Origin of the sequence: Streptosporangium sp. NPDC002544 (genome assembly GCF_040295965.1) — a bacterium.
Classification (GTDB): domain Bacteria; phylum Actinomycetota; class Actinomycetes; order Streptosporangiales; family Streptosporangiaceae; genus Streptosporangium.
Window position 1 is genome coordinate 22,279 of record NZ_JBEOWJ010000004.1, and the last position, 26,568, is coordinate 48,846.

General features: G+C 69.9%; 24 protein-coding genes. 13 read left to right on the forward strand and 11 right to left on the reverse strand.

Annotated features, from left to right (window positions below):
- Nucleotides 1-120: 120 nt before the first annotated feature.
- The 3 genes from ABT061_RS06715 to ABT061_RS06725 form a co-directional block, all read right to left on the reverse strand.
- Entirely contained in the window at nucleotides 121-438 is a 318-nt protein-coding gene (locus tag ABT061_RS06715; protein WP_350913487.1) for a hypothetical protein, read from the reverse strand.
- 144 nt (nucleotides 439-582) lie between these two features.
- Nucleotides 583-2,871 (reverse strand): polysaccharide lyase 8 family protein, encoded by a 2,289-nt coding sequence (locus ABT061_RS06720; protein ID WP_350913489.1) that lies wholly within the window; start codon nucleotides 2,869-2,871, stop codon nucleotides 583-585.
- A gap of 165 nt (nucleotides 2,872-3,036) precedes the next feature.
- On the reverse strand, nucleotides 3,037-3,441 hold the full coding sequence (locus ABT061_RS06725) for a hypothetical protein (RefSeq protein WP_350913491.1): 405 nt from the start codon (nucleotides 3,439-3,441) through the stop codon (nucleotides 3,037-3,039).
- Nucleotides 3,442-3,903: 462 nt separating this feature from the next.
- Here ABT061_RS06725 and ABT061_RS06730 point away from each other — a divergent pair, with 462 nt between their 5' ends.
- Nucleotides 3,904-4,785 carry an NBR1-Ig-like domain-containing protein gene (locus tag ABT061_RS06730; RefSeq protein WP_350913493.1) on the forward strand — a complete coding sequence of 294 codons (882 nt, stop codon included), beginning with the start codon at nucleotides 3,904-3,906 and terminating at the stop codon, nucleotides 4,783-4,785.
- Between the two features lie 331 nt (nucleotides 4,786-5,116).
- Here the strand turns inward: ABT061_RS06730 and ABT061_RS06735 are convergent, their stop codons facing one another.
- Nucleotides 5,117-5,386 carry a hypothetical protein gene (locus ABT061_RS06735; RefSeq protein ID WP_350913495.1) on the reverse strand — a complete coding sequence of 90 codons (270 nt, stop codon included), beginning with the start codon at nucleotides 5,384-5,386 and terminating at the stop codon, nucleotides 5,117-5,119.
- A gap of 195 nt (nucleotides 5,387-5,581) precedes the next feature.
- Here ABT061_RS06735 and ABT061_RS06740 point away from each other — a divergent pair, with 195 nt between their 5' ends.
- The 8 genes from ABT061_RS06740 to ABT061_RS06775 all read left to right on the forward strand — a co-directional run bounded on the left by ABT061_RS06740 (nucleotide 5,582) and on the right by ABT061_RS06775 (nucleotide 13,977).
- Entirely contained in the window at nucleotides 5,582-5,944 is a 363-nt protein-coding gene (locus ABT061_RS06740; RefSeq protein WP_350913497.1) for a DUF6400 family protein, read from the forward strand.
- Nucleotides 5,934-6,164: a hypothetical protein gene (locus ABT061_RS06745; protein WP_350913499.1), complete on the forward strand. Its 231-nt coding sequence runs from the start codon at nucleotides 5,934-5,936 to the stop codon at nucleotides 6,162-6,164. Before ABT061_RS06740 ends, ABT061_RS06745 begins: the two co-directional genes overlap by 11 nt.
- 28 nt (nucleotides 6,165-6,192) lie before the next feature.
- Nucleotides 6,193-6,711, forward strand: coding sequence for a hypothetical protein (locus tag ABT061_RS06750; protein WP_350913501.1), 519 nt, complete (start codon nucleotides 6,193-6,195; stop codon nucleotides 6,709-6,711).
- A gap of 323 nt (nucleotides 6,712-7,034) precedes the next feature.
- Complete coding sequence (locus ABT061_RS48345; protein ID WP_502991372.1) at nucleotides 7,035-8,369, forward strand: DUF8094 domain-containing protein; 1,335 nt, start codon at nucleotides 7,035-7,037, stop codon at nucleotides 8,367-8,369.
- Nucleotides 8,370-8,399: 30 nt separating this feature from the next.
- Nucleotides 8,400-10,313 carry a hypothetical protein gene (locus ABT061_RS06760; protein ID WP_350913505.1) on the forward strand — a complete coding sequence of 638 codons (1,914 nt, stop codon included), beginning with the start codon at nucleotides 8,400-8,402 and terminating at the stop codon, nucleotides 10,311-10,313.
- Nucleotides 10,310-12,187 carry a hypothetical protein gene (locus tag ABT061_RS06765; protein ID WP_350913507.1) on the forward strand — a complete coding sequence of 626 codons (1,878 nt, stop codon included), beginning with the start codon at nucleotides 10,310-10,312 and terminating at the stop codon, nucleotides 12,185-12,187. The genes ABT061_RS06760 and ABT061_RS06765 overlap by 4 nt, the downstream gene beginning before the upstream one ends.
- Nucleotides 12,188-12,223: 36 nt before the next feature.
- Nucleotides 12,224-13,216, forward strand: a complete 993-nt coding sequence (locus ABT061_RS06770) for a MinD/ParA family ATP-binding protein (protein WP_350913509.1) — start codon at nucleotides 12,224-12,226, stop codon at nucleotides 13,214-13,216.
- Nucleotides 13,216-13,977, forward strand: a complete 762-nt coding sequence (locus tag ABT061_RS06775; protein WP_350913511.1) for a hypothetical protein — start codon at nucleotides 13,216-13,218, stop codon at nucleotides 13,975-13,977. Before ABT061_RS06770 ends, ABT061_RS06775 begins: the two co-directional genes overlap by 1 nt.
- A 1,058-nt stretch (nucleotides 13,978-15,035) precedes the next feature.
- Here the strand turns inward: ABT061_RS06775 and ABT061_RS06780 are convergent.
- Nucleotides 15,036-15,377, reverse strand: coding sequence for a hypothetical protein (locus ABT061_RS06780; RefSeq protein WP_350913513.1), 342 nt, complete (start codon nucleotides 15,375-15,377; stop codon nucleotides 15,036-15,038).
- 30 nt (nucleotides 15,378-15,407) lie between these two features.
- Between ABT061_RS06780 and ABT061_RS06785 the strand changes: the two genes are divergently transcribed.
- Nucleotides 15,408-16,190 carry a glycoside hydrolase family 16 protein gene (locus ABT061_RS06785; RefSeq protein ID WP_350913515.1) on the forward strand — a complete coding sequence of 261 codons (783 nt, stop codon included), beginning with the start codon at nucleotides 15,408-15,410 and terminating at the stop codon, nucleotides 16,188-16,190.
- Between the two features lie 117 nt (nucleotides 16,191-16,307).
- Here ABT061_RS06785 and ABT061_RS06790 read toward each other — a convergent pair whose 3' ends face one another.
- The gene (locus ABT061_RS06790) at nucleotides 16,308-18,017 is read right to left on the reverse strand and encodes an ABC transporter ATP-binding protein (RefSeq protein WP_350913517.1); all 1,710 of its coding nucleotides are present in this window, start codon (nucleotides 18,015-18,017) and stop codon (nucleotides 16,308-16,310) included.
- A 152-nt stretch (nucleotides 18,018-18,169) separates the two neighbouring features.
- On the reverse strand, nucleotides 18,170-18,682 hold the full coding sequence (locus ABT061_RS06795) for a GNAT family N-acetyltransferase (protein ID WP_350913519.1): 513 nt from the start codon (nucleotides 18,680-18,682) through the stop codon (nucleotides 18,170-18,172).
- 150 nt (nucleotides 18,683-18,832) lie between these two features.
- On the opposite strand from ABT061_RS06795, the gene ABT061_RS06800 reads away from it, so the two are divergent.
- Nucleotides 18,833-20,257, forward strand: coding sequence for an LCP family protein (locus ABT061_RS06800; RefSeq protein WP_350913521.1), 1,425 nt, complete (start codon nucleotides 18,833-18,835; stop codon nucleotides 20,255-20,257).
- Nucleotides 20,258-20,266: 9 nt separating this feature from the next.
- Here ABT061_RS06800 and ABT061_RS06805 read toward each other — a convergent pair whose 3' ends face one another.
- Nucleotides 20,267-20,404: a hypothetical protein gene (locus tag ABT061_RS06805; RefSeq protein ID WP_350913523.1), complete on the reverse strand. Its 138-nt coding sequence runs from the start codon at nucleotides 20,402-20,404 to the stop codon at nucleotides 20,267-20,269.
- Nucleotides 20,405-20,550: 146 nt separating this feature from the next.
- Here ABT061_RS06805 and ABT061_RS06810 point away from each other — a divergent pair, with 146 nt between their 5' ends.
- Both ABT061_RS06810 and ABT061_RS06815 read left to right on the forward strand, forming a co-directional pair.
- Complete coding sequence (locus ABT061_RS06810) at nucleotides 20,551-21,885, forward strand: sensor histidine kinase (protein WP_350913525.1); 1,335 nt, start codon at nucleotides 20,551-20,553, stop codon at nucleotides 21,883-21,885.
- A gap of 99 nt (nucleotides 21,886-21,984) precedes the next feature.
- Nucleotides 21,985-22,980, forward strand: a complete 996-nt coding sequence (locus tag ABT061_RS06815) for a GlxA family transcriptional regulator (RefSeq protein ID WP_350913527.1) — start codon at nucleotides 21,985-21,987, stop codon at nucleotides 22,978-22,980.
- Here the strand turns inward: ABT061_RS06815 and ABT061_RS06820 are convergent.
- The 3 genes from ABT061_RS06820 to ABT061_RS06830 all read right to left on the reverse strand — a co-directional run bounded on the left by ABT061_RS06820 (nucleotide 22,966) and on the right by ABT061_RS06830 (nucleotide 26,421).
- Complete coding sequence (locus ABT061_RS06820) at nucleotides 22,966-24,330, reverse strand: ABC transporter substrate-binding protein (protein ID WP_350913529.1); 1,365 nt, start codon at nucleotides 24,328-24,330, stop codon at nucleotides 22,966-22,968. The genes ABT061_RS06815 and ABT061_RS06820 overlap by 15 nt on opposite strands.
- Before the next feature lie 180 nt (nucleotides 24,331-24,510).
- Nucleotides 24,511-24,891 carry an ArsR/SmtB family transcription factor gene (locus ABT061_RS06825; protein WP_350913531.1) on the reverse strand — a complete coding sequence of 127 codons (381 nt, stop codon included), beginning with the start codon at nucleotides 24,889-24,891 and terminating at the stop codon, nucleotides 24,511-24,513.
- A 90-nt stretch (nucleotides 24,892-24,981) separates the two neighbouring features.
- Nucleotides 24,982-26,421, reverse strand: a complete 1,440-nt coding sequence (locus ABT061_RS06830) for an MFS transporter (RefSeq protein WP_350913533.1) — start codon at nucleotides 26,419-26,421, stop codon at nucleotides 24,982-24,984.
- Nucleotides 26,422-26,568: the final 147 nt, after the last annotated feature.

The window sequence follows — 26,568 nt, forward strand, 5'->3', positions numbered from 1 at the left end:
TTTCCGGGTGACCTCCGCCCCCGATCACCGGTGGTCATGATTTTGACGGTCGGGTCGGCAGCGAGCCGGACGTGCCTACCGGGCTAACCCGGACCACGTCACGCCGTTCACCTGTCGCGATCAGGCTGTGGAGAAGCTGGACTGTCCGCCGGGCGGGGCGTGCCAGCCGTGATTCGGCTCGACCGGAACACCGGGGCCAAGGCAGAGCGGACCCGCGTGGATGAAGACCTTGGAATCGGTCAGGTTGATCAGCAGATGCGCGGTCGGCGGGAGCCGTCTGCATCCACCGGCGGGTAGGTCCCGGTACCTGCCGAGCTCCTCCAACTCGGTGGTGAAGACGACGACCTCGCCCTCGGCGGCCGCACCCGGCCCCGCCCAGGCGAGAACGGTCGTGGCCGACACCACGATCACCCCCAGAACAGCACCGAACAGCTTCATTCGCCCCTCCTGGATGGTCTTGAAGCATGCCCCGAAAGATCTCGGCGCCCCGGCGTCGTCCATACGGAACCACCGACATCGGCCATCATCAGGTAATGGAAAGTGATGTGTCAATCACTCTGGGTAATGAAAATCCGAAGCCGGTCAACCCGGCGGACGTGCCGGCTCCGCGCGCCGGTCGAGCCGTACGGTGACCTTCTGCGAGCCGCCGCCCCGGTCCGCCAGTCGTCCGAAGGCGAGGGTGAGGCTCGCGCCGGTCGTGGCGCTCCTCAGGAGCGGGTGTTCGCCGAGCACCTCGGCCACCGGCCGGTCCCAGGTCACGATCAGCTCGTCCAGGTCGCGCCGGGGATCCGACACGGTCAACGTGGCCGTACCGTCGCCGCGCTCCCTGACCAGGACCGCGCACGGGGCGGAGGCGGCCAGGCCGCCGACGGCTCCGTCGTTCCAGAAGTTGACCGCGGTGATTCCGAGAGACGGGACCCGGACGCCCTGCTGCCGGGCGGTGTTGGCGAGCACCCGTGCCCAGCCGGGGTCGGCGGCACGGGCCCGGGTCTCCGCCCGGCTCGCCCCCGGCAGGAGAAGGTAGACGTAACCGGCCGAGTCCGGGTCGACCCCGTGGTCCAGCCAGAGCGTCACGTAGCTCCGGGTCACCTGGCCTGCCGTGCGTTCCTCGCGCAGCGTGCGCAGCCGGGTGGGACAGGGCAGGACGTAGCCGCCGTGCCCGGCCAGATGTGCCCAGCCCTCCCGGTCGTCCACGGTGAGGGGCGCGCCGGTCCTGCGGTTGTCCACGACGGTCTCGACCGCCGCACCGTCCTCGCTCGTGATCCCGGCCCCCAGGCAGAGCACCGCGTCGTCGAGGAAGAACCACGACTTGAAAGCCTCCATCGTGCTCTCGAAGCCGTTCAGGTGCTGGCCGACCGTCGCGTAGGTGCCGTCGGTGGCGCCGCCCACCCAGCGGGCGGGCGGGCAGGTGTCGCCCCAGGCGTTACCGGCGCCGTCGGCCAGCCGCCTGGTGGAGACGGTCGTGCCCGGCAGGCGGTAGGGGTCGACGGTGGGCCAGAAGGAGTCCGAGTACTGGTCGCCGTGCCCCTCGCCCCACCAGTAGAGCATCCCCGAGCCGGTGTGCCAGCCGCGCCGGTTCTCGCCGTTGCCGTGCTCGTAGTGGCCGATCCGGTACGAGGCCATGCTGAGCCCCGCGCACCAGGCCGGCCTGCGGTGGACGGCGCGGGCGCTCATCGCCGTCAGCCGGTGCCCGAGCGGTTCCTCGGCCGCCGGGATCGCGTCGTCGTCCAGAACCGCGGCGAGGCGGGCGTGGAACCCCAGGTCGCTCCTCTCTGCCGCGTCGAGCATGGGTCTGGAGGTGTCGCGCAGCACCCACCCCTTGACCATGCCCTGCCAGCGGACCCGCTCGGCGGCGGAGGCCGCCTCCCCCAGCAGCAGGATCGCCGCGGCGATGTCGCGTCCCCTGCGGTGGTCGCCGTACGGTTCCCTGCCGATCCCCCGGCCGCTGACCAGGTCCATGCAGAAGCCGTCGTGGACGAACGGCGCGAACGACCTCTCGACGCCGTCGAAGACGACCTGCCTGTTCGGGTCGGTGATCTCCCATGGCGAGCCGCGCAGCACCGCGAACAGGGTGGCGAGCCCGGACAGCAGCACCGCCCCGTACCCGCCCTGGTAGGGGACGGAGGTGTGCTGGATGAACGAGCCGTCCCGATAGAACCCGTCGCCCTCGAAGACGTGGCGGAAGACCGGGGAGAGCGCGGAGGCGGCCGACGTGGCCTTCCCGGAGTCGGAGCCGAGGATGGCGCGGAGCAGCATCACCGTGCACAGGTCCACCCGATTGGCCCCGGTGCTGGTGCCCTCGTAGTCGTTCAGACGGCACTCGGGGAGAAAATGGTCCACCGCCTCCTGGAGCGCCCCGCTTCGTGGGTCTGTCAGGTGCGGACCGATCAGCACGGCCGCGTCGAGGAGCTTTCTGGGAACGCCGATCTGCCAGTTCCACCAGTTGCCCGCCGGGTCGGCGCCCGCGGCGTACACCCGCCGCCGGTAGTGGTCGACGCCTTCCGCGACGGCGGCGGCCAGGTTCGCGTCGCCGGTCAGCCCGGTGCCCGGCAGCGCGTACGCGCGGGCCATGGTCCGCAACCGCACCGGAGTGTCGGTGAAGGAGGGGAACGCCAGCCCTGGCCAGAGCGAGGTGTCGGCGGGCGCCATGGTGTCCCGGTACAGGGCGGCAGTCGTCCCCAGCCTCGCCAGCCGGATGCGGTACGGCTCGGCGGTCGGGTCGAATCCCGACCCCGTCGTCACCTCACGCCAGCGGCGGCGCAGCAGGGCGAAGGAGTCGTCCTCCGCGGGCGCGGTACGCGCCGGAACCAGCGCTCCAGCCGCGGCGGCACCGCCGAGCTGGAGAAATAATCGCCTGGAATATCCGCTCACATATAGATTGTGAGGCGACGGTCACCGCCGCCCCGAATGCTACGCCGTACCGCCTCACGCGCTCGGGCACTCCGGGCTTCCGCCGGAGGCCGCCCTACCCGGGCATGAGGGCGCCTCGCTCGCGGCCTGTCCCGAGCGAGGCGTCCTGCCCTGGCCGACGGGCTGTCAGCAGCCCTTGGTGATCTTCTTCAGGTGGTAGCGGGTGACCCAGAACTTCTTCTTGCCGCTCGTCTTGCCGTTGGTGATCAGGCACTTCGTGGTGGTCTGGCCGCCGCCGGCCCTGAAGTGGAGCTTCGCCTTCACCTTGTGCGAGCAGTGGTTGTTGAAGTAGACAGTCGTGGAGTCGTTACTACCCGTACCCCAGGAATAGTTGGCCTTCTTTCCCGCGGGCTTGGAGCAGGGGATGCTCGCCCTCTTGACGTCCAGGGTTCCGGCCGTGTCCGCGGACTTCGCCGCCACCTTGGCGGCGGGCGCCGCGGCCTGGGCCGTGGCGGACATGGCGGGCGTGACCATCATCGCGAGCGCGACACCGGTCGCGGCCACCGCAGAGGTCGGTTTCCGGTGGTTCATGTTCTCTCCTTCTCGTCGGAACGCGGTTCTCCGGGGTGCGGTCAGTGGGACGGAGATGTCTTCCGATGTGGGCGCGTTTCCATCCACGGATGACGCCCGTGGATGGAAACGCGGCCCGAGTCCTCGCGGCCCCCGTAGGCCCCGCTTCCTGCGTGGATCGCGAACACTGCGGGAATCCACGGAAGCGGTGAGGCGAGGAGTGGCCCCGACTATGCCGGTGTGCCGCGACCGGCGGCAAGGAGGATCCACCGGATATGCGGCCAAACATTGTCCAGACCCCTCTGGACAATTGACGGCGCAGGTCACAGCCGTGTGCTCTGCGGATCAGATCCGGACCGAACGGCGGCGGACGGCCGGCAAGGGGGACTTCCGGTAATCTCCTCAGGTTTTGGGCGTACTGCCAAAGAGGCCGCGCCTGGGGCGTGAGGATGTCCGCACGGCGGTGTCGAGCAGGGGGTGGATATGGCGGAGTCACCGAATCCACGGGACGGGGAGCCGGGGACACGGCGGGGGCGGAAACCGGTCCGGCCCGATCCTGAGTCCGGTCCTGTCGCGCTGCTCGCGCACCGGCTCTGGAAACTCAAGGAGGAGGCGGGCGACCCCTCCTTCGCCGAGATGTCGTCCCGTCTGGGCGCGGCCGCCTCGAAGTCGTCGCTGGCCGCCGCCGCCCGGGGACAGGTGCTGCCGAGCTGGGAGACGACCTGGGAGTTCGTTCGGGTCCTGGCGGTCGACCGGCTGGGACAGGACCCGGCCGAGGCCGAGCGCGAGTGGCGGGAGCACTGGGAGCGGGCCAGGAGCACCGGCCGGGAGCCCGTCCCGGCCGGAGCCGGGGCCGAGCCCGGATCCCGGGATGTTCGACGGTCGCGCGTCAGGAAGCCGGTCGTCCTCACCGTGCTGTCCGCCGTGGTCGCCGGTGGCGCGGGCGCCCTCATCGCCTTCGTCGCGTCGTCCGACGGCGGGGAGGAGAAGCCCGTTCCGCAGGCCCCCCTGACACACGCCGCCTCACCGCGCGACGACTCCGCCTTCGAGGGGGACGTCACGCATCCGGACGGGACCGTGGTGCGGGGCGGGACGCACTTCACGAAGGTGTGGAGGCTCCGCAACTCGGGGACCATCCCGTGGCACAGGCGCTACCTCGACCGGATGAACGAGACCCCGTGCCATGCTCCCGAACGGGTCGCGATCGAGACGACCGCGCCTGGCGAGACCGTCGACATAGCGGTGCGCGTCCGCGCCGCCGACAGCCCGGGCAGGTGCAAGATCTACTGGAAGATGACCAACGAGGACGGGGCTCCACTGTTCGCCGGGAAAAATCCGATATTTCTGGATGTCACGGTGAAGTGATCGTCCACCTCGGAGAGCTTCACGGGTCGGACCCGGTGCCGGAGAACCGAGGTCCTTTCCTCCAGTGCAGGATCGCGGGCGCCGCTCCGGTCAGGTCGACGACCAGACCCGTGCCCCCGCGCGCGGCCGGACCACCCGCCCGTCACACCTGGGCATCGCGGTTCCTCTCCGAGCCTCCCCCTGCCGGACGCGGGAGACCGGTGCCGCCCGGTGAAGCGCCGCCTGCCGTGCGGCGCCCGGTTCCGCCGGGCCGCTCAACCATGATCGGGTACGCCCCCGGCGGCACCAGGGAATCGGATATGGCGCCCGGGGAGCCGTGATCCGACGGGAGTCAGAGGTCCACGTCGTGGGAGGCGATCACGTGGACCCCCTCGGGATGCCGGCCCGCGGGAGTGACCAGGACCCGCCGGCCCTGCTCCCGGTAACCGTGCTCGGTCAGCCACATCAGGGCATACGGGCCGAGGTTGCTGAAATCGATCGGGGAGTCGGGCGAAAAGAGGTCCTTGCCCGACGAGATACCGCCGGTGTCGCCTTCGACGATCGACAGGGTGTAGGTGGTCATGGCAGCCCCCGAGCCGTAGTTGTCCTCAGGGTGTTTCATACCCGGCCACCCGGGTTCTGCTCTCGGCTCCCGGTTCCCCCGTCCCGGACCCCGACCCCGGATGCCGGACATCAAGCGGCGCCTGCGGCCCGGCCGCCGCACATCACCCGAAGCACCACTAAAAGCAACATAAAGGATATATAGGTATATAGTGGACAGAAATTTCCCTCCAGGAGGAGCCCCTCCCCACAGCACATGTGGTTGATCGCGAAGAGCGGCCCGGCACAGGCCGAACCGGGTCACATCTCCGGCGCCGCCGCCCTCCCCGATCGCTCCTTCGACACGCTCACCAGCAGACCCGGAAGCCATGTCATGAGCCAGGACAGCGCCAGCCCGTATGTCGACTTCGAGATCGACCTCACCCTTGAGGAGACTCGCCGCCGCGCCGCCGTCATGGCGGCGCTGGAGCCGGACTGGGATCCGCCGGGGGTGCTGCGGGCCGAGGAGGAGGCGTACGACCTCCTCTACTCCGGCCTCGACAGCCGGCAGCAGGAGATCTACGACATGCTCGTGGCCGCCGGCGTGCTTCCCCCCAGGGAGTCCGGCCGTGCCGCTTGACCCACACGCCGACTTCGGACGCAGGGCGTGGGTGCCCTGCCCCGGCTGCCAGGACCACCGCGACTGCGACGACTGCCTCGGCGGCCGCAACTGCGGGGAGCACTGGCGCTACCTCATCGGCAACACCGGAAGCCTGCTGCACCTGCAGTGCCCGGGATGCACCCACCTGTGGAACCACGAGACGGGCTTCGGCGCGGGCGGCCGGACCACCTCCGGCTGACCTGGCCAAAGGTGTCGGCGTCGCCCACGTGCGCGACGAATGCGAGCGGGTCAACGGCATCCCGCGGCAGTTCCCCGGCCGGGACCATCACTCGCCGACCGAGGTCGGCAAGGCGTTCGGCGAGGTCGCCCGGCGTTATCTGGAGGGGGTCTCCTACCTGGCCCGGCGCGAGCACCTGGTCGCGGAGGCCAGGACCCGGGGAGCTCACCAGGTGGTGGTCGACTCGCTGCTGATGATCCCGGCACGGGAGCACCCCGGGGGAACGCGGTTCTGGTGGAGCTCATCGAGCTGGAGTAGACGGCACCCCTGCCCGGAGGGGACGTTTCGCGTCGGCACCGGGCCTCCCCGCCCGCGCTCGTCGCGGGCCGATCGCATGCCCGGCGGGCCGTTCGGGGCGCCCCTCCTGAGGCGGGAGACCGTCGTCCCCCGGCGGGCACGGAAAAGACGGAGCTCCAATTCCCGGAACGGGGTCCGAGGCCGAACAGCCGAACCCGGGAAACGCATTCATATCAAGTTGTTATGGAGCTTGTACCAATCTGGAGTGTGAAAGGTTTTCGCGATCACTTGCCTCCTGCGGGACGCCCGGCCGGAGACCGGAAAGCCCAACGGAAGGTGAACAACGGGCTTGCTCTGGAAAAAGGGCAGTTCACCAAGGAGCACGGAAGGTCACCCGAAACCCAGAGATGACGGCACATCTCTAGAGAACTACTGGTACGGTCCATCGACAGGATGCCAGCAGGTGGGGGCAGTCCGTATTTCGGACAGCCCATATGTCGACTTAAGTGTTATTTATAATCAAATAGCCATAAGTATCAATTACTAAGCCCTTTACCTTCCCAATAGATCACGGTCAGTCTAATATTTGGACCTATGTCATGGCGTGCATCAGATTTCCCAGATGGACAGGCTGGGTCCTCTGGCCGTGGCGGTGCTTCCTCCAGGCATGATTCCGAACAAGGATCCGACTGGCATCCCGAACGCCTCCTGTCATTCGATTGGCGGAAGGTCATTCTGTTCACGGCGGTTTTAGCGATCATCGCCGCCTCCGCGCTCTGGCTCGCGACCAGAGAGCCCTCCGGTCCGCCCCTCGCGGCGAACCCCACCCCCGACTCCTCGGACGCCGGCTGGGAGAAGGCCGTTTCCTCGCCCTCACCGACGCCGTCCTCCTCACCCCCCACCCCCGGTTCAACCCCGAAACCCGCAAAGAGCGGTAGGTCCTCTCCTCGCCCCGAGGCGACCGGTACGGAGAAACCCCCCACGGAGAAACCCCGTACGGAGAAACCCCGGAGCGAGACGAAAACCCCCCCGCCCGACACCGACTCGCCGGCCGCGTCCCGCCCGCCTCAGCTCACCGTCAAGGAGGCGTACGGCATCCACGGCCGCTACCAGCGAGGGCTGTCGGCCGCCCAGAGCAGGAAGGACCAGGCCGCCATGGCGAAGCTGGAGCACGGGCTCGCGCTGGAGATGACGCGGGCCGGCTTCAAGACCGCCGAGATGGAGAAGAAGTCGCTGGCCTCGGGGATATGGCCCAACCCGCAGATATGGATCCCGCGCCATGTGAACGGCACCGCCGACTGGTTCGTGGCGGTCTCGTACGAACCCGGTGTCGCCCGGATCGTCGACGTGATGAGCTCGGCCCCCGGTGGCTGGCGGCTCGTCGCCTCGGCCGCCGACACGCGTGCCACCCCGGCGCGGTTCCCCAAGATAGCGACCGACGCCGAAGGCTACGCGACGAGCCTGCCGGAGAACGCCACCGGGCTGAGCGCGACCCCTCGCCAGATCGCCCGCGCACACCTGGCGAGCCTGGAGAACGCCGAGGTCGACGCACGGTTCGACGAGGGGCCGTGGACCAGCGAGGCCGCACTGTTCTGGCAGCAGGAGCGGGCGCAGCTGGGACAGGCCGACTGGAAGCTCACGCTGTCGTACCGGCTTGAGGGACCGGTACGCGCGCTCAGGACCAGTGACGGGGGCGCCCTGGTCTGGTACGGAGCCCGATCCACCGAGGTCCGCGAAGCGGAGCGGGAGGGCGCGACGGTCAAGCTGAAGGGCTCGGCCGCCGTCCGCACCCGCGGTAAGGCCTTCGCCCACTCGGTGAGCGCCACATACGGACGCATGTATGTGACATATGTCCCCCCTGCCGGCTCGAACGAGCCCGCTCGCGTGCTGGGCGAGTGGAGCGACGTCCTGGAGAGCCACGGCGACTGACGTTTCACCGGAAGAAAAGGAACATTCATAATGACACCCTCACGTAAGCCATCACGCGCGACGGTGCTCACTGCGAGTGTCGCGATCGGCGTCTTCAGCGCCGGCGCCGGGCTGGGAACCGTCATCGCCGTCCGCTCCGACCCCGGCGGGGGGCAGGTGATGCGACTGGCCGCGGGCACGTATCTCCTCGACGACCAGGCCAAGGCCTGGTCGTCGAGCGCGTCTTCCGGCAGTGACCAACCGGTCCCGCTCTCCGGCGCCGACGCGGGCAGCACCATCGCGGGCGGTGCACGCAGGGGTGACTCCACGGACCCGCGGGTCTGCCTGACCACCACCACCGACGGGCACGCGGTCGAGGCATCGGGGGAAGGCTGTGTCGCCCTCCCGGTCCTGGCCCTGGCCGCCGCCGCAGCCCCTCTCGCACAGCGGCCCGGAAACCCCAAGAGCACGCCGATCCCGCCACCGCCCAAGACGACCACGGCGGCGAAACCCTCGACCCCCACGACGAATGCCCCGGCGGCCCCCAAGGCCACCTCGGCGCCGGTGCAGCCCGCCCCCAACCCGGGGCCGGTGCAACCCCCGGCTGCACCACCGGTGGCGAATCCCCAGCCCGTCAAGCCCCCGGCCCCTCCGGCACCGACGCCGACGGAGAAGGTCAGCGGGAACATCTCGCAGAGCGAGAGCGAGAGCGGCAGCGTCATCGAGCACCCCGCGGAGAAGAAGGTCGAGGTGGTCTCGCCACCCAAGCCTGCTCCTGAGGCCGGCAGGACGAAGTCCTCGGGCCCCTCACTGTCATCGCAGCCCCAGCCCCCCGGCGGGAACAAGCCCTCCCAGCCCCCCGGCGGGAACCGGACCTCACAGCCGCAACCCCCCAGCGGGAACCGGACCTCCCAGCCACAGCCCACTGGCGACAACAAGTCACAACCCCAGCCTCCCGGCGGCAACCGAACCACCCAGCCAGGGGAGACGGCACCGCACACCCGGCCGACGGGCACCCTGCTGCCGGCGATCCGGTCGGGTACGGGCCAGCCGATCGTGCCCTCCGGCGATGTCAGGCCCCCCACGGCGCCCGCCGTCGTGCCCCCCGCGACCAGGCCGACGGACGACGCGGGCGCGCCTTCGCCGAGGAAACAGCCGTCGGCCCCGCCGAGAACGGTGACGCCGACAGCGGCACCGACGGCGCCCGGTGGCAGCCTGAAGCCTGTCCAGCCACAGCCGTCCGCCGGTCCCGGCGAGAACGCGTCGCAGGGTCCCGACGGAACCGTGCTCATGCCGGCCACACCGCAACTCCCCGGCGGCCAGAACGGCGTCTCGCTGCCGGTCTTCGAGGACCCTGAGCTCCTGCGGCGAGCCTACGAGGCCCTCGGGCTGGACAGGGGCATGCGCTACACGGACGAGAACGGCGTGTGGGATCTCAACATCGCTCCGCCGGGCACGCCACCGTGCCGCAACTACACCGCCGAGGAGCTCCAGGCGCTGAGCACGTCCCAGGGGCCGAGCCCGGCCCAGAGCGGCCAGACGATCCCCCGCGACTCGTGCCTGTGGCCCGCGTTCATCCGCTGGCTCTACGCGGAGCCCGCATCCGGTGAGGTCAGCAACTGGACCAAGTTCACCGGCCTGCCCCAGCGGAACCTGGAACTCGTGGTGACCGACCCCGCTCCCGCGCCGCTTCCCCAGCCGGTGCCCGACCAGGTCCAGCCCGATCCCGGCCAGCCCGATCCCGCCCAGTCCCTTCCCGGCCAGAACCTTCCCGATCAGCCCGACCAGGGCCGGCAGGTTCCCGCACAGCCCGACCCCGGCCGGTTGAGCCCGGCTCAGCCGGGCACCGGAGACGGTGCCCCCGCACAGTGGGGGCGCGGCGAGAACGACCGAAACCGGACCTCCCCCTTCCAGCCCGACCAAGGCCAGGTCGAGCCGGACCCGGTCGAATACGACGGCCAATGAGCACACCCACCGGAACCGGGCGTTTCGCGCCCGGCCCCGGCCAGGGGGCGGCCTGGGTGCGCGAGCACGGCGCGCACCTGATGGACTACGCCGCCTCCCGCCTCGAATCCGGCCGGGCACGCGCGGCGGTCGTCGCCGCGCTGGCGGCCGGCCGGACCGAGGCCGCCCCCGAGGGCGTCACGGTCCGGGGACGGTTGCTGGCCGCGCTGCGACGTGACTGCCGCACCTCCACCGGCCACCGGGAGCGGTACGTGCCGGGTTCGGGGCCCGGCATGCCCGATGCCCTGCTGATCGAACGGGTGTGGACGATCGTCGACCCCCTGGGCACGGAGACGCTCAGGTTGATGTACCGCCACGCGCTCGGCATGGAGGATCTCCCCCACGTGCTGGGAATGCCCGCCGACGAGATCGGCAGGCTCGCCACCCGTACCCAGGATCTGATCGAGACCCTGGTGAGCGGGCTGGACGCGCTCGCCAACGGGCGGCGTACCTGTCCGGAGCTCGCCCCGCTGGTGGAGGCGGTCTTTCCGGGCGTCTTCCCCACCGGTAGGCCCGGTGGGCAGGCATCCTCCGCCATCGATCCCGACGACGCCCGGACGACCCTGCTCTCCCACATGATCAGGTGTTCCGTGTGCACGCGGCCGATCAACATCCGCTACACGGTCCCACAGATGATCTCCCACCCGCCGGTCGCGCCGCTCTCCGCCGAGGAGCGGCAGCGGCTCACGGACTCGCTGCCCCCGGAGGCGGTCCCGCCCGCACACCCGGCCCGTGGCGGGTCCGCGCTCCTGCCCGCACCTCCCGCCGAGGGCCGGTCCTCCGTCCTCCCCGCTCCTCCGGCCGGGAGCGGTGTCCCCGCCGCTCCGGTACCGCCTGCCGTGGCACTGCCCGCGCCCAGGGTCGGCACACCTCCCTATCCGCCGGTGGCCTCGAAGCCGCCGGCGAAACCACCGGCCACGACGTCAACGGGCACGGGGTCTGCGAGTACGGTCACGCCACCGGCCGGCGGGCCGGCGGCGGGCGCCTCCGATCCCTCCGGCCTGCCCCCGCTGCCCGCCCTGCCACCCCGTAGGACCCGGCCGGTCCGCCCACCGTCCGCACCCCCCGTACCCGGGCACGACACCCCGCTGTACGACGCCCTGCTCACCCAGGCATGGGCGCGCGAGGTCCTCGCCCAGAGCGAGGAGATCACCGGCACCATCCCCAGGCAGGCGCCGCCCGCCTCTCAACCTGTGGCCAGGGCCGAGCCCGTCGTCATCGCGGGGCAGGCGTCCGTCGAGATGCGCGACGACACCCAGGTTCCCGCGCTGCGCTTCCACACCGAACCCGACGACCGCCCCGACGAGGAGCGGATCGAGATAGGGATCCGCGTGCTGGAGGCGCTCAGCTGGGCCGGTACCCGGATCAGGAACATGACGATCAAGATCGTCATCATCGTCGTGGCGGGCGCGGCCGGCACCCTGACCGGAATGAACCTTCTCGGCCCCGCGATCGAGTCAAAGGAGCCGGCCAGGTCGCTGCAGGCGTCCACCAGCCAGACCACCCAGGCTCCCCCCGCCGCGGGCGCGCCGGCGCGACGAGACGGACTCGCCTCTCGCCTGCGGGTCCCGCCCGTGGTGACGCTGGACGAGTTCGGCCAGGGAAGCATGATCCTCACCATCTCGGGAGAGCCGTTGAAGTGGCGGATATCGGCTCCCGGCCTGGCCGTGAGCCCTTCCGACGGCACGTTGCGGGAAGGGGTCACGCAGGTGATCAACCTGCGGGCCCACCGGATCCGCAACTGGTGCGGTGCCCCCGCCTCCGTCACCGTCCCGCTGACCGTTCACGGCCTCGACGACTCGATCAGTACGACGGTGCGCTGGCGGACCTGCTGACAGCCCCGTCCCCCTCCCTGCGAAAGGAACTTGGCAATGACCGATACCTCCCCCCATATCCAGACATCACCACCCACTCCGGCCGAGCAGTTCCATGAAACGGTCCCGCTCACCGCGGAACACCTGCTCACCAACCGCCGTCCTGAGCCCGCCGGAGGATGGCGCCGCCTCGTCTGGCAACTCTCCGGCAGGCGCATCATCCCCGCGGAGTCGGCGGCGGAGCTGGAACGGCGCACGCTGATGGCGCAGGCACAGACCCCCGTCGCGAGCGGGCACCACCGGATCGCGGTCATGAGCCTCAAGGGCGGGGTGGGCAAGACCACGACGACCGTCGCCCTCGGCAACACCCTGGCCTCCCTGCGCGGCGACCGGGTGATCGCGATCGACGCCAACCCCGACCGCGGGACCCTGGGCCTCAAGGTCAAGTCCGAGACGGCCGCGACCATCCGCACCATGCTGGCCGAGGCCCCCCACATCCTGCGCTACGCCGACGCGCGTGCCTTCACCTCGCAGTCCCCCGCCCGGCTTGAGGTCCTCGCCTCCGACACCGATCCGGCCGTGAGCGAGGCCTTCAACGCCGAGGACTACCGCACCGTCGCCGGTCTCATCGAGCGCTACTACTCCATCTGCATCACCGACTGCGGTACCGGCCTGCTGCACGGGGCCATGGGCGCGACGCTGGAGCTGGCCGACCAGATCGTGCTGGTCAGCCTGGTCGCGGTGGACGGGGCGAGCTCTGCCGCCGCGACGCTGGACTGGCTGACCGCCCACGGCCACGCCGACCTGGTCAGGAACGCCATCGTCGTGCTGAACGCCGTGGAGTCCAAGTCCGACGTGGACCTGGACCTGCTGGAGCGCCACTTCACCTCCCGCTGCCGCGCGGTGATCCGTATCCCCTACGACCCGCACCTCAAGGAGGGTGCCGAGGTTGACCTGGTCCGCCTGCGGCCCACGACCCGGGGCGCGTACCTCCGCCTGGCGGCGGCGGCCGGGCAGACGTTCAACCAGCGCACCGATCGGAGCCACTAGTGCGCCATGTCGCCGACGATCCCGGGCTGAACTGGGATCTGGGCCCGCCGCCGAACGCTCGGCGCCGGATGATCATCGTGGTCGTCTCGATCGTGGGGGCGATCCTGCTGGCGGCCGCGGCATGGCAGCTCCTGCGATCCGAACCCGAAACCGTGAGCGCCTCCGTACCCGTCGGGAACGCCGGGGACACCGTCATGCTCGCCCCGCCCTCCGGTTACGAGGGCGCGGCCGGCTACCCCGTCGGATTCCCCCGCAGCGAGGTGGGCGCGATCTCGGCCGCCGCCGCCGCGCTGGAGGCGGCGTGGACCCTGGACTCCGCACAGGCCGAGCAGGCGGCGCTGCTGTACGCGCCACCCGAGCAGCACGACGCGGCACGGGCCGGCGCCCGCGAGGCCGTCGCCGGATGGCGCGAGATCCTCGGCCTTCCCAAGGACGGGGCGCTACCCGACGGCGCCGCCATGCGGACACGGACGGTCGGCGTCCAGTGGAAACCCCGCGGCCAGGATCAGACGCAGGTCTCGGTCCTGGTCCAGGTGACCGCCACCCGGGGCGTCGGGGACACCGAACCGACCTTCTCCAACTCGTACGCCATCAGCCTGCTCATGCGCTGGCAGCCCGGCATGCGCGGCGCGAACCAGGGGGACTGGGTCAACATCCCCGACCCCCTGGCAGCCTCCGTGCCGCCGGTCGCCCTGCCGGGCACCCCCGAATTCACCACCGCCGGCTGGAGACCCATCTCCGGCCCAAAGCCCACCTCATAGATCCAGGAAGAGCCATCAATGCCCCCACGTAGCTCGTCCCGGCGAGTCAGCTTACTCTCCGGCCTACTGCTGGCCGCGGTATCCGCGACGACAAGCGCGGTCATCGCCCAGCCGTGGGCCGCCGTGGCGGATCCCGGCGTGAGCACCACCTCAGGCCCGATCCAGGAGGCGCTCCCCCAGCAGGAGGCCGTCTCCGAGGTCGTGATCCCCTCCGTCCAGAGGGAGAGCTCCCCGCCCACCCAGACGAGACAATCCCGCACCACCGAGGCCCCCGTGGCCCAGAGGGAGAGCCCTCCACCCACCCAGACGGGACAATCCCGCACCACCGAGGCCCCCGTGGCCCAGAGGGAGAGCCCCTCACCCACCCAGACGGGACAATCCCGCACCACCGAGGAGAAGCCGGCGGAGGAGCCCAGGAGTTCCACCGCCGAGACCGCGCCGGTCTCCCGTAACAGCCCCGGTACGAGGAACGCCGCGCCCGCCCCACAGGAGGAGGTCCCCGCCGGGGAGACCACGGCGGCTCGGCAACCCGCACGGACCGGGACCACCGCATCGGCGGACCCGGCGCCCTCCAGGACGCGTCCGACCGAGGAACCACCCGCGAACACCACCACGCGCACCACCGCGCCGACGACGCCCCCGAAGCCCACCCAGACGCCACCAAAGAGCAGCCAGCCCACCAGGCCTCCTGGGGGCACCGAGCCGCCGTCCGCGACGCCGGCACCCTCCGGCACCCCCGCGCCGAAGCCGAGTGAGACGGCCACCGGCCCGGCCGCGACCCCGCCGGCCACCACGGCACCGGCCGGCACCCCCAGTCCCACGAGGCCGACACTCCCGACGTTCCCGAAGCCGACATCGATCCCGAAGCCGACACTCCCGAAGCCGACGTCGATCCCGAAGCCGACACTCCCGAAGCCGACGTCGATCCCGCCGAAGGCGACGCCGACGCCCTCGGCGAGTCAGCCCACCATCCCCACCATCCCCACCACGCCACCGCGCACCGGCGCGCCGAGCCAGGCGTCGCACACGCCACAGCCCGCCCCCGCGCAGACCGGCGTCTACGAGCCCACCCTGCTGAGCGAGTGGGTCCGTGACAACCAGCCCCAGGCGGTGGACTCCTCCCCACGGACCGTCGTGCCGCCGCCCTCGTTCAAGCGCTCCGCCTCGGAGGTGTGCGACCCCGCCGACATCGCCTCGTGCTGGAGCCTCGCGCCCTGGCGGAGCCGTACCGCGGAGTCTCCTGACGCCCTGCCGGTCTCGAACCAGGGATCGTCGTCGTCGAACACGCCCCGCTGGGTGTTCGCACCGCCACCCCAGTCCGCCCAGCCGCTGTCAAGCCCGAAGAGGACGGCGGCCCCCAGCCCGACGACCGTCGGCTGCTGGAGCTTCAGTCCCTCCAAACTCTGCGCCAGATCCTGGGAGGAGTAATCATGATCACCAGATCCCACGTGCGGGTAGCCGTACTCAGCATGGTGGCCGCGCTGGCGGTGAGCACTCTCAGCGCGGCCCAGGGAGAGGTGGTCAAGGCGGCGCCCTGCGCCCCCGCCACAACCGGCGAGGCCAGCGCCGCGCAAGCCCTCAACTGGGGCACACCGTCCTGGTGCGCGGAGTTCGACGACTACCTCAACGAGTCCGACTGGGTGTTCTACGACTCGGCCGGGCACGCGGGTAACGGCCGCCGCTCTCCGCAGCAGCTCTACCTCGGCAACGGGGCGCTCTACCTGTACGGCCGTGAGGACGGGACCACGGCCGGGCTGGCCGCCCGTCACGACCAGGCCTACGGGCGCTGGGAGACCCGCATCCGCCTGTACCCGGGCGCCGGGTCGTACCATCCCGTCGCCCTGCTGTGGCCGAAGGACGGCGGCGGCAACGTGCAGAGCTCCACCGGCGAGGAGGTGGACTTCCTGGAGGTCATCGACGACCCGAACAGGCAGCGGCCGAACTTCTTCCTGCACACCCCGCAGGGACAGGAGCAGGCCCACGCCAACATCGACATGACCACCTGGCACACCTACGCGGTGGAGATCACCCCCAACAGCGTCGTCGGCTACATCGACGGGCAGGAGTGGTTCCGCTCCGGCAACGCCACCCGCAGTTCGATGTCGGTCTGCCTGCAGCTGGACTGGTTCCCGGGCCAGGGCAGCTCGGGAGAGGCGTGGATGGAGGTGGACTGGCTCCGCATCTACCCGTCCGGGACGGGCGTCGCGGGCTGACCCCATCTCGGTAGGGCGGGAGGGCGCGGGACATGGGTCCCGCGCCCTCCTCACGTTCCCGGACAGGCTGCTCCGGGACCGGCTGGTTCCGCGGGGAAACGGACGGCCGGAAGGTGCTCAGGCGAGCTGGGCGCCCTGCAGCCCGGCGTAGACGCCGCGCAACCGCATCAGCTCGTCGTGAGTGCCCATCTCCTGGATCCCGCCGTCGCGCATGACCACGATGCGGTCGGCGCCGCGGATGGTCGACAGCCGGTGAGCGACGACAAGGACCGTGCGCCCGGCGACCAGGCGGGTCAACGCCTCCTGGATGAGCGCCTCCGAGCGGGTGTCCAGGGCGGAGGTGGCCTCGTCCAGGATCAGCACACGCGGGTCGCGGATCAGGGCGCGGGCGATGGCCAGACGCTGGCGCTGGCCGCCCGACAGACGGGCGCCCCGCTCTCCGACGACCGTGTCGAGGCCGGCGGGGAGCCGGTCGATGAACTCCAGCGCGTTGGCGTCCTGGAGCGCCTGCCGCACCCTGTCGGAGGGGACGTCGGCCATGCCGTAGGTGATGTTCTCCCTGATGCTGCCCTCGAACAGGATCGACTCCTGCGGTACGACGGACAGGAACCTGCGGTAGGTCCGCAGGTCCAGTGTCTCCATGTCATGCCCGTCCAGCAGGATCCGGCCGGAGGTGGGACGCACGAAGCCGATGACGAGATTGAGCACCGTCGACTTGCCCGCTCCCGAGGGGCCGACCAGCGCGATCGTCTCTCCGGGGGTCACCGTGAGGTTGAACCCGGTGACCGCGGTGCCCTCGCCGTAGGAGAACTCGACGTCGCGGAACTCGATCTCGCCGCCGACGGAGACGACCTGCTCCTTGCCCGCGTTGTGCTCCAGGTCGGGCGCCTGGAGCACCTCACCGATGGATCGTACGGAGGCCAGCCCTTTGCTGATCACCGGGGTGAGGCTGAGCAGGGAGGTGACGGCGGAGGTGAGGGTGGCGAAGAAGGTGGTGAGCATGACCACGTCGCCCGCGGTGATGGGGATGACCTGGTAGTAGGCGACGAGCGCGGAGCCGGCGAGGAAGGCGACACCGAGCATGTTGAGCAGGATCCAGGCCAGCGCGCCGAAACTGCCGTTGAGCAGGTCCAGCCGGAGCCCCTTGCGCAGCACCTTGGTCAGCGTGCCGTCGACGCGGTGCAGGGCGTCCTGTTCCAGGCCGTGCGCGCGGGTGATCGGGATGAGCGTGGTCATCTCGCTGACCCGGGTGGACAGTTGCTCGACCTCGCGGCGGAAGCTCTCGTTGTCGTCGCGCAGCCGGGTGCGCATCCGCATCACGAGCAGCGCGGCGGCGGGTACCACCACCAGGAAGACCGGCATCGCGGCGGGCACCCGCACGGCGATCACCACCAGGCCCCCGGCCAGCATGGTGAGCGCGGACAGGCCCATGTCCGCCGCCTGCTGGCTGGTCTGCTCCACGCTCTCGACGTCCCGGATGACCTTGGTCTGGAGTACGGCGGCGCTGACCCGCGAGTGGTAGCCGATGGAGAGCTGCTGCATGCGGCGGCAGAGCGCGGAGCGCAGGTCCGTCCCCATCCGGCGGATGGCTCCGTGCAGGCAGCGGACGTAGAGCAGGTGGAGGGGATAGTTGAGGAGCAGCAGGACGAGCAGCACGCCCGCGTTGACCCACAGATGCGCGATCGGGCCGTGACCGACCACGATGTCGACGACATTGGCCGTGATCAGCGGCAGCAGCCAGGTGGGGCTGTGCTTGAAGAGGAAGGCGAAGACCGCCACGAGCAGCCTGAGGCGGTCCTCCCGGAAGAGATAGGCGAGCGTACGCATTGGATGCTCACCGCGGTAGCGATGATCGAGAGCGCCAACCACAAATCCCCCAAATAGTGGTAGATCTCCGGTCAATCCTCTCGTATCGAAATTTCGGCCGCGTGACAAGCCCGCGCGTGCCGCCGCCGGACCCCCCGCCCGTCGCGAGCCGTTCAGTCCCTCGCTGCGGGAAGCCTCATCTCCAGGAGCTGACCGGGCCAGTCGCCGACCTTGAAACTCTCGGTCCTGGTGAAGCCCTGGCTCTCGTAGTACGCCACCAGGCGACCGTCGTCGCCGCCGTAGCAGTCGACCCGCAGCAGCGCGACCTCCCGCTCGACGGCCTCGGCCCTGGCACGCTCCAGCAGGGCCGAGCCGACCCCGCGACCGTGGAACCGCTGGTCGATGACCAGCCCCTGGACGTACAGCTCGGGCTCGGAGGCGGGGGTGACGTAGGGCATCGCGGACCCCACGACCAGGCATCCCGCGGGCCGGCCGTCGAGTTCGGCGACGCGCATCCCGCCGGACGTCGCCCATGAGGTGACACTCTCCACACGGGCCGCGTCAGTCGAGAACGGTTCGCTGCCCCACTGGCCGGTGCGCCCCTGGGAGGTCAGCCACGCCACCGCGCTGTCGAACATCGCCAGGACAGCCGGTACGTCGCCGAGGTGCCCGTCACGGATAATCACCGGCGGATCGTAACAGGACATGCACCCCTATACGGGATATGCCGCGTAAAGAACCTCACCGCGCCGGAAGATCAGTACACTCGGCGACGGCCGGAGTACGGCTCCTTGGTCACGAGCGCATGCCGTGGCCCCTTCCCCCCCGGGAGTCACGTGAGCAGCGGAGTGATCGGCGCGTTCCCCGAGCCGCCCCCGGTTCCACCCGGTCGGCGCTCGTTCCGCCCTGGTCGCAGGTGGCTGTGGTGGTTGGTGGCCGCCGTCACCGCCGTGCTGCTCGTGGCGGGCGGGACCGTGGCCGGCGCGTACGTCAAGCTGACCGGCAACGTCAAGCACGTCGAGGTCACCGCGGAGGACCTCGGACGCCGACCGGCCAAGGTCGCGACCAGTGCGATGAACGTCCTGATCGTCGGCTCGGACCAGCGAAACGGCAAGAACGCGAGGTACGGCCGGGTCGCGGGCGAGCGGACCGACACGATCATGCTCGCGCACATCTCGCCGAAGCGGGACAACGCGATGGTCATCAGTTTCCCGCGCGACTCGATGGTCCAGCTCCCCGCCTGCCGGGCCAGGCAGGGGCTGCCAGGGCAGCGGCCGCACCTGGGCATGATCAACGAGTCGTTCAACTCCGGCGGCATCACCTGCACCTGGAAGACCGTCGAATCGCTCACCGGCATCCACATCGACCACTTCGTGAAGGTCGACTTCACCGGTTTCAAGGACATGGTCGACGCGGTCGGTGGCGTGGAGATCTGCGTGCCCGAGGCGATCGACGACAAGAAGGCCCTGCTCCACCTGTCCGCCGGACGTCAGAACCTCGGGGGTGAGCAGGCCCTGGGCTACGTACGGGCCCGCTACAGCCTGGGCGACGGATCGGACATCGGGCGCATCCAGCGCCAGCAGATGTTCATCGCCTCCATGGTCAAGAAGGTCATGAGCGGTGAGACGCTCACCGACCCGGCCCGGCTCTTCGGCTTCCTGGACGCGGCGACGAAATCGGTCACCACCGATCCCGGCCTCACCCCGGGCGTCATGAAGGACCTGGCCACCAGCGCCGAGGGGCTCGCCGCCGGGCAGATCCACTTCATCACCACCCCGTGGCGCTACTCGCTGGTCCACCCGGGCCGGGTGGAGTGGGTCGAGCCGCAGAGCGGCAGGCTGTTCCGTATCGTCGCGACGGACCGGGCGATCGCCGGCTCCGGGGTCAGGGGCGGCCAGTCCAGGGTGCCCCGATCGAAGATCCAGATAGAGGTGCGCAACGGAACCATGCGGTCCGGCCTGGCCACCGGAGTGGCGGTCCAGTTGGAGGAGCGGGGCTATCACGTCGCCAGGATCGGCGACGCCCTGCGCAAGCCGTACCCGGCGACCACGATCGCCTACTCGCCGAACGGCACCGCCAAGGCGCCCACCCTCAGCCGAGACCTGATCGCCTCCACCCCCAAGCCCGTCTCCTGGGCGACCACGGGAAGGCTCATCCTGACGATCGGTGACGACTGGAAAGGCCTGAAGCCGCTTCCCCGCAACGACAACGAGAGCCTGAAGGGTTTCGACGCGACCCACGACTCGTGCACCGGCGCCTGACCGCTCCCGTCAGATGGACTTCGAGGCGAGCCGTACGGGAGGGACGCCGGGCAGGCCATGATCGACCGGCTGCCATCGGGATGCCGCGAAGGCCCCGGCGGCTTCCTCCCGATCCCGCCTGAGCTGGAAGCCATTTCCCCTCACCATCAAATGAGCATAAAAACTTGACCCGGCTTTGCTGTCTGATTAATACCAATAACCTATAAATAGTCCTAAGTATGCATTTATAGGAGTAAAGACCCTTTCGAGGGGGAACGTCGGCATTGCGATATCCACGTTCGATCCAGGGCCGCATGACCCTCACCGCGCTCGTCCTGTTCATGCTGGTGCTGGGGATCGGCATGTTCGCCATACAGGATGTCGTGCGGGACAAAGTGTTGACCGACGCCACCGACGCGGTGGCCGAGGCCGCCGGGAAGGCGGTCCAGAGCGTCGAGAACGGGCCCGCGAACGCCGTCGTCCTTCCCACCAGCCACATCTCCCTCATCCAGGTCGTCGCGGCCGACGGCCGGGTGGTCGCCGCCAGCCCCGCCATGAAGGGGAAGCCCAGGATCAGCGAAACACTCCCTACCGACGGCGACCTCCGGGTGAACGGGACGTCCTGCATGACCTTCCCCACGGGGCGGCAGACGTGCTACATCATCGTGGGCTTCCGGATCGATCACTCCCCCTACGGCAAGGTGATGGTCTACGCGGCGGCACCGGAACCCCAACTGCTCCGTACCAACGTCCTGGAGATCTCACTGGCGCTTTTCGGCTCCGTGCTCCTCGCGCTGCTCGGCTGGGGCACCTGGCAGCTCGCCGGTCGCACCCTGAAACCGGTGGCGCGGATCCGCGCCAAGATGGCCGAGATCACCGCCACCGACCTCAGCCGCCGGATGCCCGTACCCGATTCCGAGGACGAGGTGGCGCAGCTCACCAAGACCGTCAACGCGACCCTCGAGAGACTGGAGCGGGCTGTGGAGCACCAGCGCCGCTTCGCCTCCGACGCCTCCCACGAGCTGCGCACCCCGCTGACCGGGCTGCGCACCAAACTCGAACTGGCGATCTCCGATCCCGACGCGGAGGATTCGCACACGACCATGCGCTCCGTGCTGGCGGACGCAGAACGGCTCCAGGCCATCATCGACGACCTTCTGCTGCTCACCCGCCTCGACGCCGGCGTGCAGAGTACATCGGAGCAGATCAACCTCTCCGAGCTGGTCACCGCCGAGGTGGAGCGGTGGCCCCACCGGCACGAGGTGCTGTTGAAGCTCGCTCCCGACGTCGTGGTGCGAGGCAACCGGCTCCAGCTGACCCGGCTGCTGACCAATCTGCTCACCAACGCCGACCGGCACGCGACGAAGGAGATACAGGTCCGGGTCGGAATCGAACGGGACGAGGCCGTGATGGAGGTCATCGACGACGGGCTCGGCATCCCGGCCGGGGAGCATGAGCGGATCTTCCAGCGGTTCACCCGCCTGGATTCGGCGCGCAGCCGCGACGCCGGGGGAACCGGCCTGGGCCTGCCCATCGCCAGGGACATCGCCCTGGCGCACCAGGGCAGGCTCTGTGCCACCGACCGCGCCACCGGCAACGGCGCCCGAATCGTCCTCTGCCTCCCGCTGTCGACCGCCACACGCCGCTGAGGGATCCCTCCGACGGGTTGGCGGAGAGACCACCCTGATGATCACGAGGTCCGGCCCCTGCGGAGATGGCCCGTATCCGTCATATGTGAGAATCAGGCCATGCACAGGGTCGTCATGTTCGCCATGGACGGTGTGATCCCCTTCGAGCTGGGCATCCCGCCGCGCATCTTCGGTATCGCCAGGAGCCCCGAGGGCGAGCGGCTCTACGAGGTGCTCACCTGCACCGTCGACGGCGCCCCGGTACGCACCGACGCCGACTTCTCGATCGCGGTGGACCACGGAGCCGAGGCCCTGGCCGGCGCGGACACCGTGGTGATCCCCGCCACCCACGCGCTCGGCCCCGTCTCCACCGAGGGACGGCTCACCAGGCCCATGGCCGACGCGATCGCGCTCATCCGGCCGGGCACCCGCCTGGTCTCGATCTGCACCGCCGCCTACGTGCTCGGGGCGGCCGGACTGCTCGACGGCCGCCCCGCGACCACCCACTGGAGCCACACCGAGCACTTCCAGAAGCTGTTTCCCCGGGTCAGGGTCAACCCGGACGTACTGTTCGTGGACGACGGGGATGTGCTCACCTCCGCCGGAGTGGCCGCGGGGATCGACCTCTGCCTGCACATCGTCCGGCGCGACCACGGCACCGAGGTGGCCAACCGGGTGGCCAGGCGATGCGTCGTGCCGCCGTGGCGCGACGGCGGCCAGGCCCAGTTCATCGAGCGCCCGCTTCCCGCGCCGACCGCCGCGACCACCGCGGCGACCAGGGCCTGGGCGCTGGAACGGCTGCACAAGCCGCTCCCCCTCAGCGAGCTGGCCGCCCACGCCCGGATGAGCCGCCGTACCTTCACCCGGCGCTTCCGCGACGAGGTGGGCCTCAGCCCCGGACAGTGGCTCATCCTGCAGCGGGTGGAGCTGGCCCGGCAGCTCCTGGAGAGCAGCGACCTGCCGGTGGACGGCATCGCCCTGCGGGCCGGGTTCGGCACCGCGGCCTCGCTCCGCCAGCACCTGCAGGTGGCCGTCGGCGTCTCGCCGTTGGCCTACCGCCGCACGTTCCGGCCCGTGGAGGCCGCACCGGGTCCGGAGCCGTCACCGGCTGCGTGACCACTCCTCCTGCAGACGGGCCGCCGCCTTCTCCGGGGTGATCCTGCCGTGGGCGACATCGAGGATCACATCGCCCTCCGCACGCTCCAGGAACACCTCGTCGGGGACGTTCAGCGAGCCGCCGCCCCGGATGAGTTCCTGGAGCGCGGCGTAGCCGTCCTTACCCTCCGGGGTGGCGAAGACCGACGATTCCACCTTGAAGTCCGCAGCCGCGGGGGCCATCGTCAGGTCTCCGGCCCAGCTGGAGACACCGTCGCCCACGGTCAGGAATTCGATCAGCGTGGCCGCCTCGGCCACGTGCCCGGACTTCCTGGGGACGGCCAGGCCCACCTCGGCCGTGCTACGGACGGCCGGCCTGGCGCCCGGCAGGACGGTGGGGAAGGGACCGGCGCCGATCTTCTTGACGGAGAACTTGCCGGTCCTGCGGTAGGACGTGGCCAGCATCGAGCTCTGGCCTGAGCCGTCCACCAGGAACAGCGCCTTGCCGGAGCGGAAGAGCTCGGCCGGGCCGTCGCCCCTGAGGGCCAGCGTGGACCTCGCCAGCATGCCCCTGTCGAACATCGCCCCATAGGCGGTCAGGGCCGAGACCATCTCGGCGCTCTTCCACGACTTTCCGCCGGCCAGCAGGTCGTCGGAGAGGGTCGGGTCGGTCTGGCCGGCGATGGTGAACAGCAGTTCCTCCTGCCGGCGCGGCTCGCCGGAGAAGACGATCGGCTGGAGGTCGGGGATCTCCTTCCTGACCCGCATGACGATGGATTCGAGATCGGCGACCGTCTTGGGGAAGGACTCCCCGAGCTCGGACAGGAGAGCCGCGTCGTAGTACATGACCGCGCCGGCGGTGGATCCCATCGGGACCGAGTAGAGCGTGCCGTCCTTGGTGACCTGCTCCGTCTGCTTGACCGCGACCGGGTCGAGTTCCCCGAGCAGGTCGCCGGAGACCTCGTCCTTCCAGTCGGCGACCGGACGGAGCCGGTTCTTGACCGCGCCGGTCATGGTCGGGATGTGGATCCCGACGACGTCGAGCGCCTCGCCGCCGTCGAGTGCCTTGGGCAGCCGCTTGCGGTAGTCGGCCTCACCGAAGGTGCGCAGGTCGACCTTGATGCCGGGATTCGCCTCCTCGAAGGCGGCGAGCGCCGCCTTCAGCCCGGCCTCGGGCGGGGAGAAGGTCCAGTACTTCAGGGTGACGGGCCCCGCGGGCTTCTCGGCCGGCTTCTCCGTCGGTTTCTCCGTGGGCTTGGAAACGGACTGCTCGGCCGGTTTCCCGCCCTCGGCCGCCCCGCCGGCACCGCAGGCGGTCAGCCCCAGGACGAGGGCGGCGGTCATGGCGAACACGCGAGCTGTACCACGCATGCATACCTCCAAAAGGATCACGGTGCGGGTGACGGTGTTCAGCCCGGCGAGTCCGATCACGGTGTAGATCGTGAAAAAAGATCTTATGTGCTCATCTGCCGCGACGACGGCCGCTAAAACCCCGCCGCGCCCCTCAACCCTGCCGTGAACCGCGCGGCGAACCCCGGCGACAACCGGCTCTCAGCCCTCGACGATCTCGTGACGGAGGTGCTCGCGACTGAGGTCGAGGAGCATCCTGACGTGGGCGTCGGCGAGACGGTAGTAGATCATCCGGCCGGACCGGCGATTGGCCACGATGCCCGCCGTCCGCAGCAGCCTCAGGGCGTGCGACACGGCGGTGTCGCTGACCTCGACGGTCTCGGCGAGATCGCAGACGCACAGCTCACCGGCCTCGAGCAGCGCGTACAGCAGTTGCGCACGGGTCTGGTCGCCCAGCAGCCTGAACAGGTCGGCGAGCCGGGCCGCCTCGCTCGGGGTGACAAGGCGATCCCGTGTCGCCGCCACCCTGGCCTCGTCGGGCTCCACGGTCACGCACGCGTCCAGACCGGCGACGACTTCCATGGGCGAACTCCTGAACAGATACTCAAATGATAACGACTATCGTACCAAGTCGCCCGGACGGCGGCGGGTCCCGCGAGCCCGGCGGGACGGTCAGTCCGGCTTGGCGCTCAGTGGCCGGGCGATGTCCTCCAGGCTCCTGCCCTCGGCCTTGACCCCGAGGAAGAGCTCCACCAGCCCTGCGATGATCATGAGGGTCGCGCCGATACAGAAGGCCAGCGCCGTGTCACCGGGTCTGCCGCTCTTGACCAGGTTGGCGAAGACCAGCGGTCCGGACACGCCACCGGCGAAGGTGCCGATCGCGTAGAAGAACGCGATCGCCATGGCCCGGGTCTCCATCGGGAAGATCTCGCTGACCGTCAGGTAGGCCGCGCTCGCCCCGGCGGAGGCGAAGAAGAGCACGACGCACCAGCAGGCGGTGAGCGTGACCGCGGTCAGCACCCCCTGGTCGAACAGCCAGGCCGTGCCGAGAAGGAGCACCCCGGACCCGATGTAGGTGCCGGAGATCATGGGGATGCGGCCGACCGTGTCGAACAACCGCCCGAGCAGGAGCGGGCCGAGGAAGTTGCCGACCGCGATGACCGCGAAGTAGTAGCCGGTGTGGGTGACGATGCCGAAGAAGGTCGACAGGATCTGTGCGTACCCGAAGGTGATGGCGTTGTAGAGGAACGCCTGACCGATGAAGAGCGCCAGGCCGAGGACCGTGCGCTTGGGGTAGCGGGCGACCATGGTGTGCGCGATCCGCCCGAAGCCGATCGACGTGCGCTGGTGGATGGTCATCGACCGCGAGGGCTCGTCGAGCGGGACGCCCTCCTCGCGCTCGATCCGCTTCTCCACCTCGTCGACCAGCCTCTCGGCCTCCCGGTCGCGGCCGTGGATGAACAGCCAGCGAGGGCTCTCCGGCACGTGTCTGCGGACCAGCAGGATGGCCAGGCCGAGCACCACCCCCATCCCGAAGGCGACACGCCAGCCGATGTTCAGCGGGAGGTTGTCGAGCAGCGGCACGGTCAGCAGCGCGCCTCCGGCGGCGCCGAGCCAGTAGCTGCCGTTGATGATGATGTCGATCCTGCCGCGATGGCGGCTCGGGATGAGCTCGTCGATGGCCGAGTTGACGGCCGCGTACTCGCCGCCGATGCCGAAACCGGTCAGGAACCGGAACAGGAAGAACCACCAGACGGAGAAGGAGAACGCCGTCGCGGCGGTGGCGACCAGGTAGACGGCCATCGTGATGATGAACATCTTCTTCCGGCCGAACCTGTCGGTGAGCCAGCCGAAGAACAGCGCCCCGAGACACGCCCCCGCCACGTAGAGGGCCGCGGCCTGCCCTGCGACCTGGGCCTGGGTGATCGCCAGGCCGCTGCCCTCCTTGGCCAGCTGGGCGGAGAGGTTTCCGATGATCGTCACTTCGAGGCCGTCGAGGATCCAGACGGTGCCGAGGCCGACGACGATCATCCAGTGCCATCGTGACCACGGCAGCCGGTCCAACCTCGCGGGGACCTTCGTGGTCACGGTCCCCGTCTGAACGTCGCTCACGACAGGAGCGGTTACCCCCGCATAACCGGCTTATGCCGGTGTGAGACGCGCCGCTTCATTGGTCCTCAGCTGCGCGATCAGGACAAACCCCCACCTTTTCGATACATTGCGCGAGCATGGGGACATGGGGAGACTTAATCCTGTTTA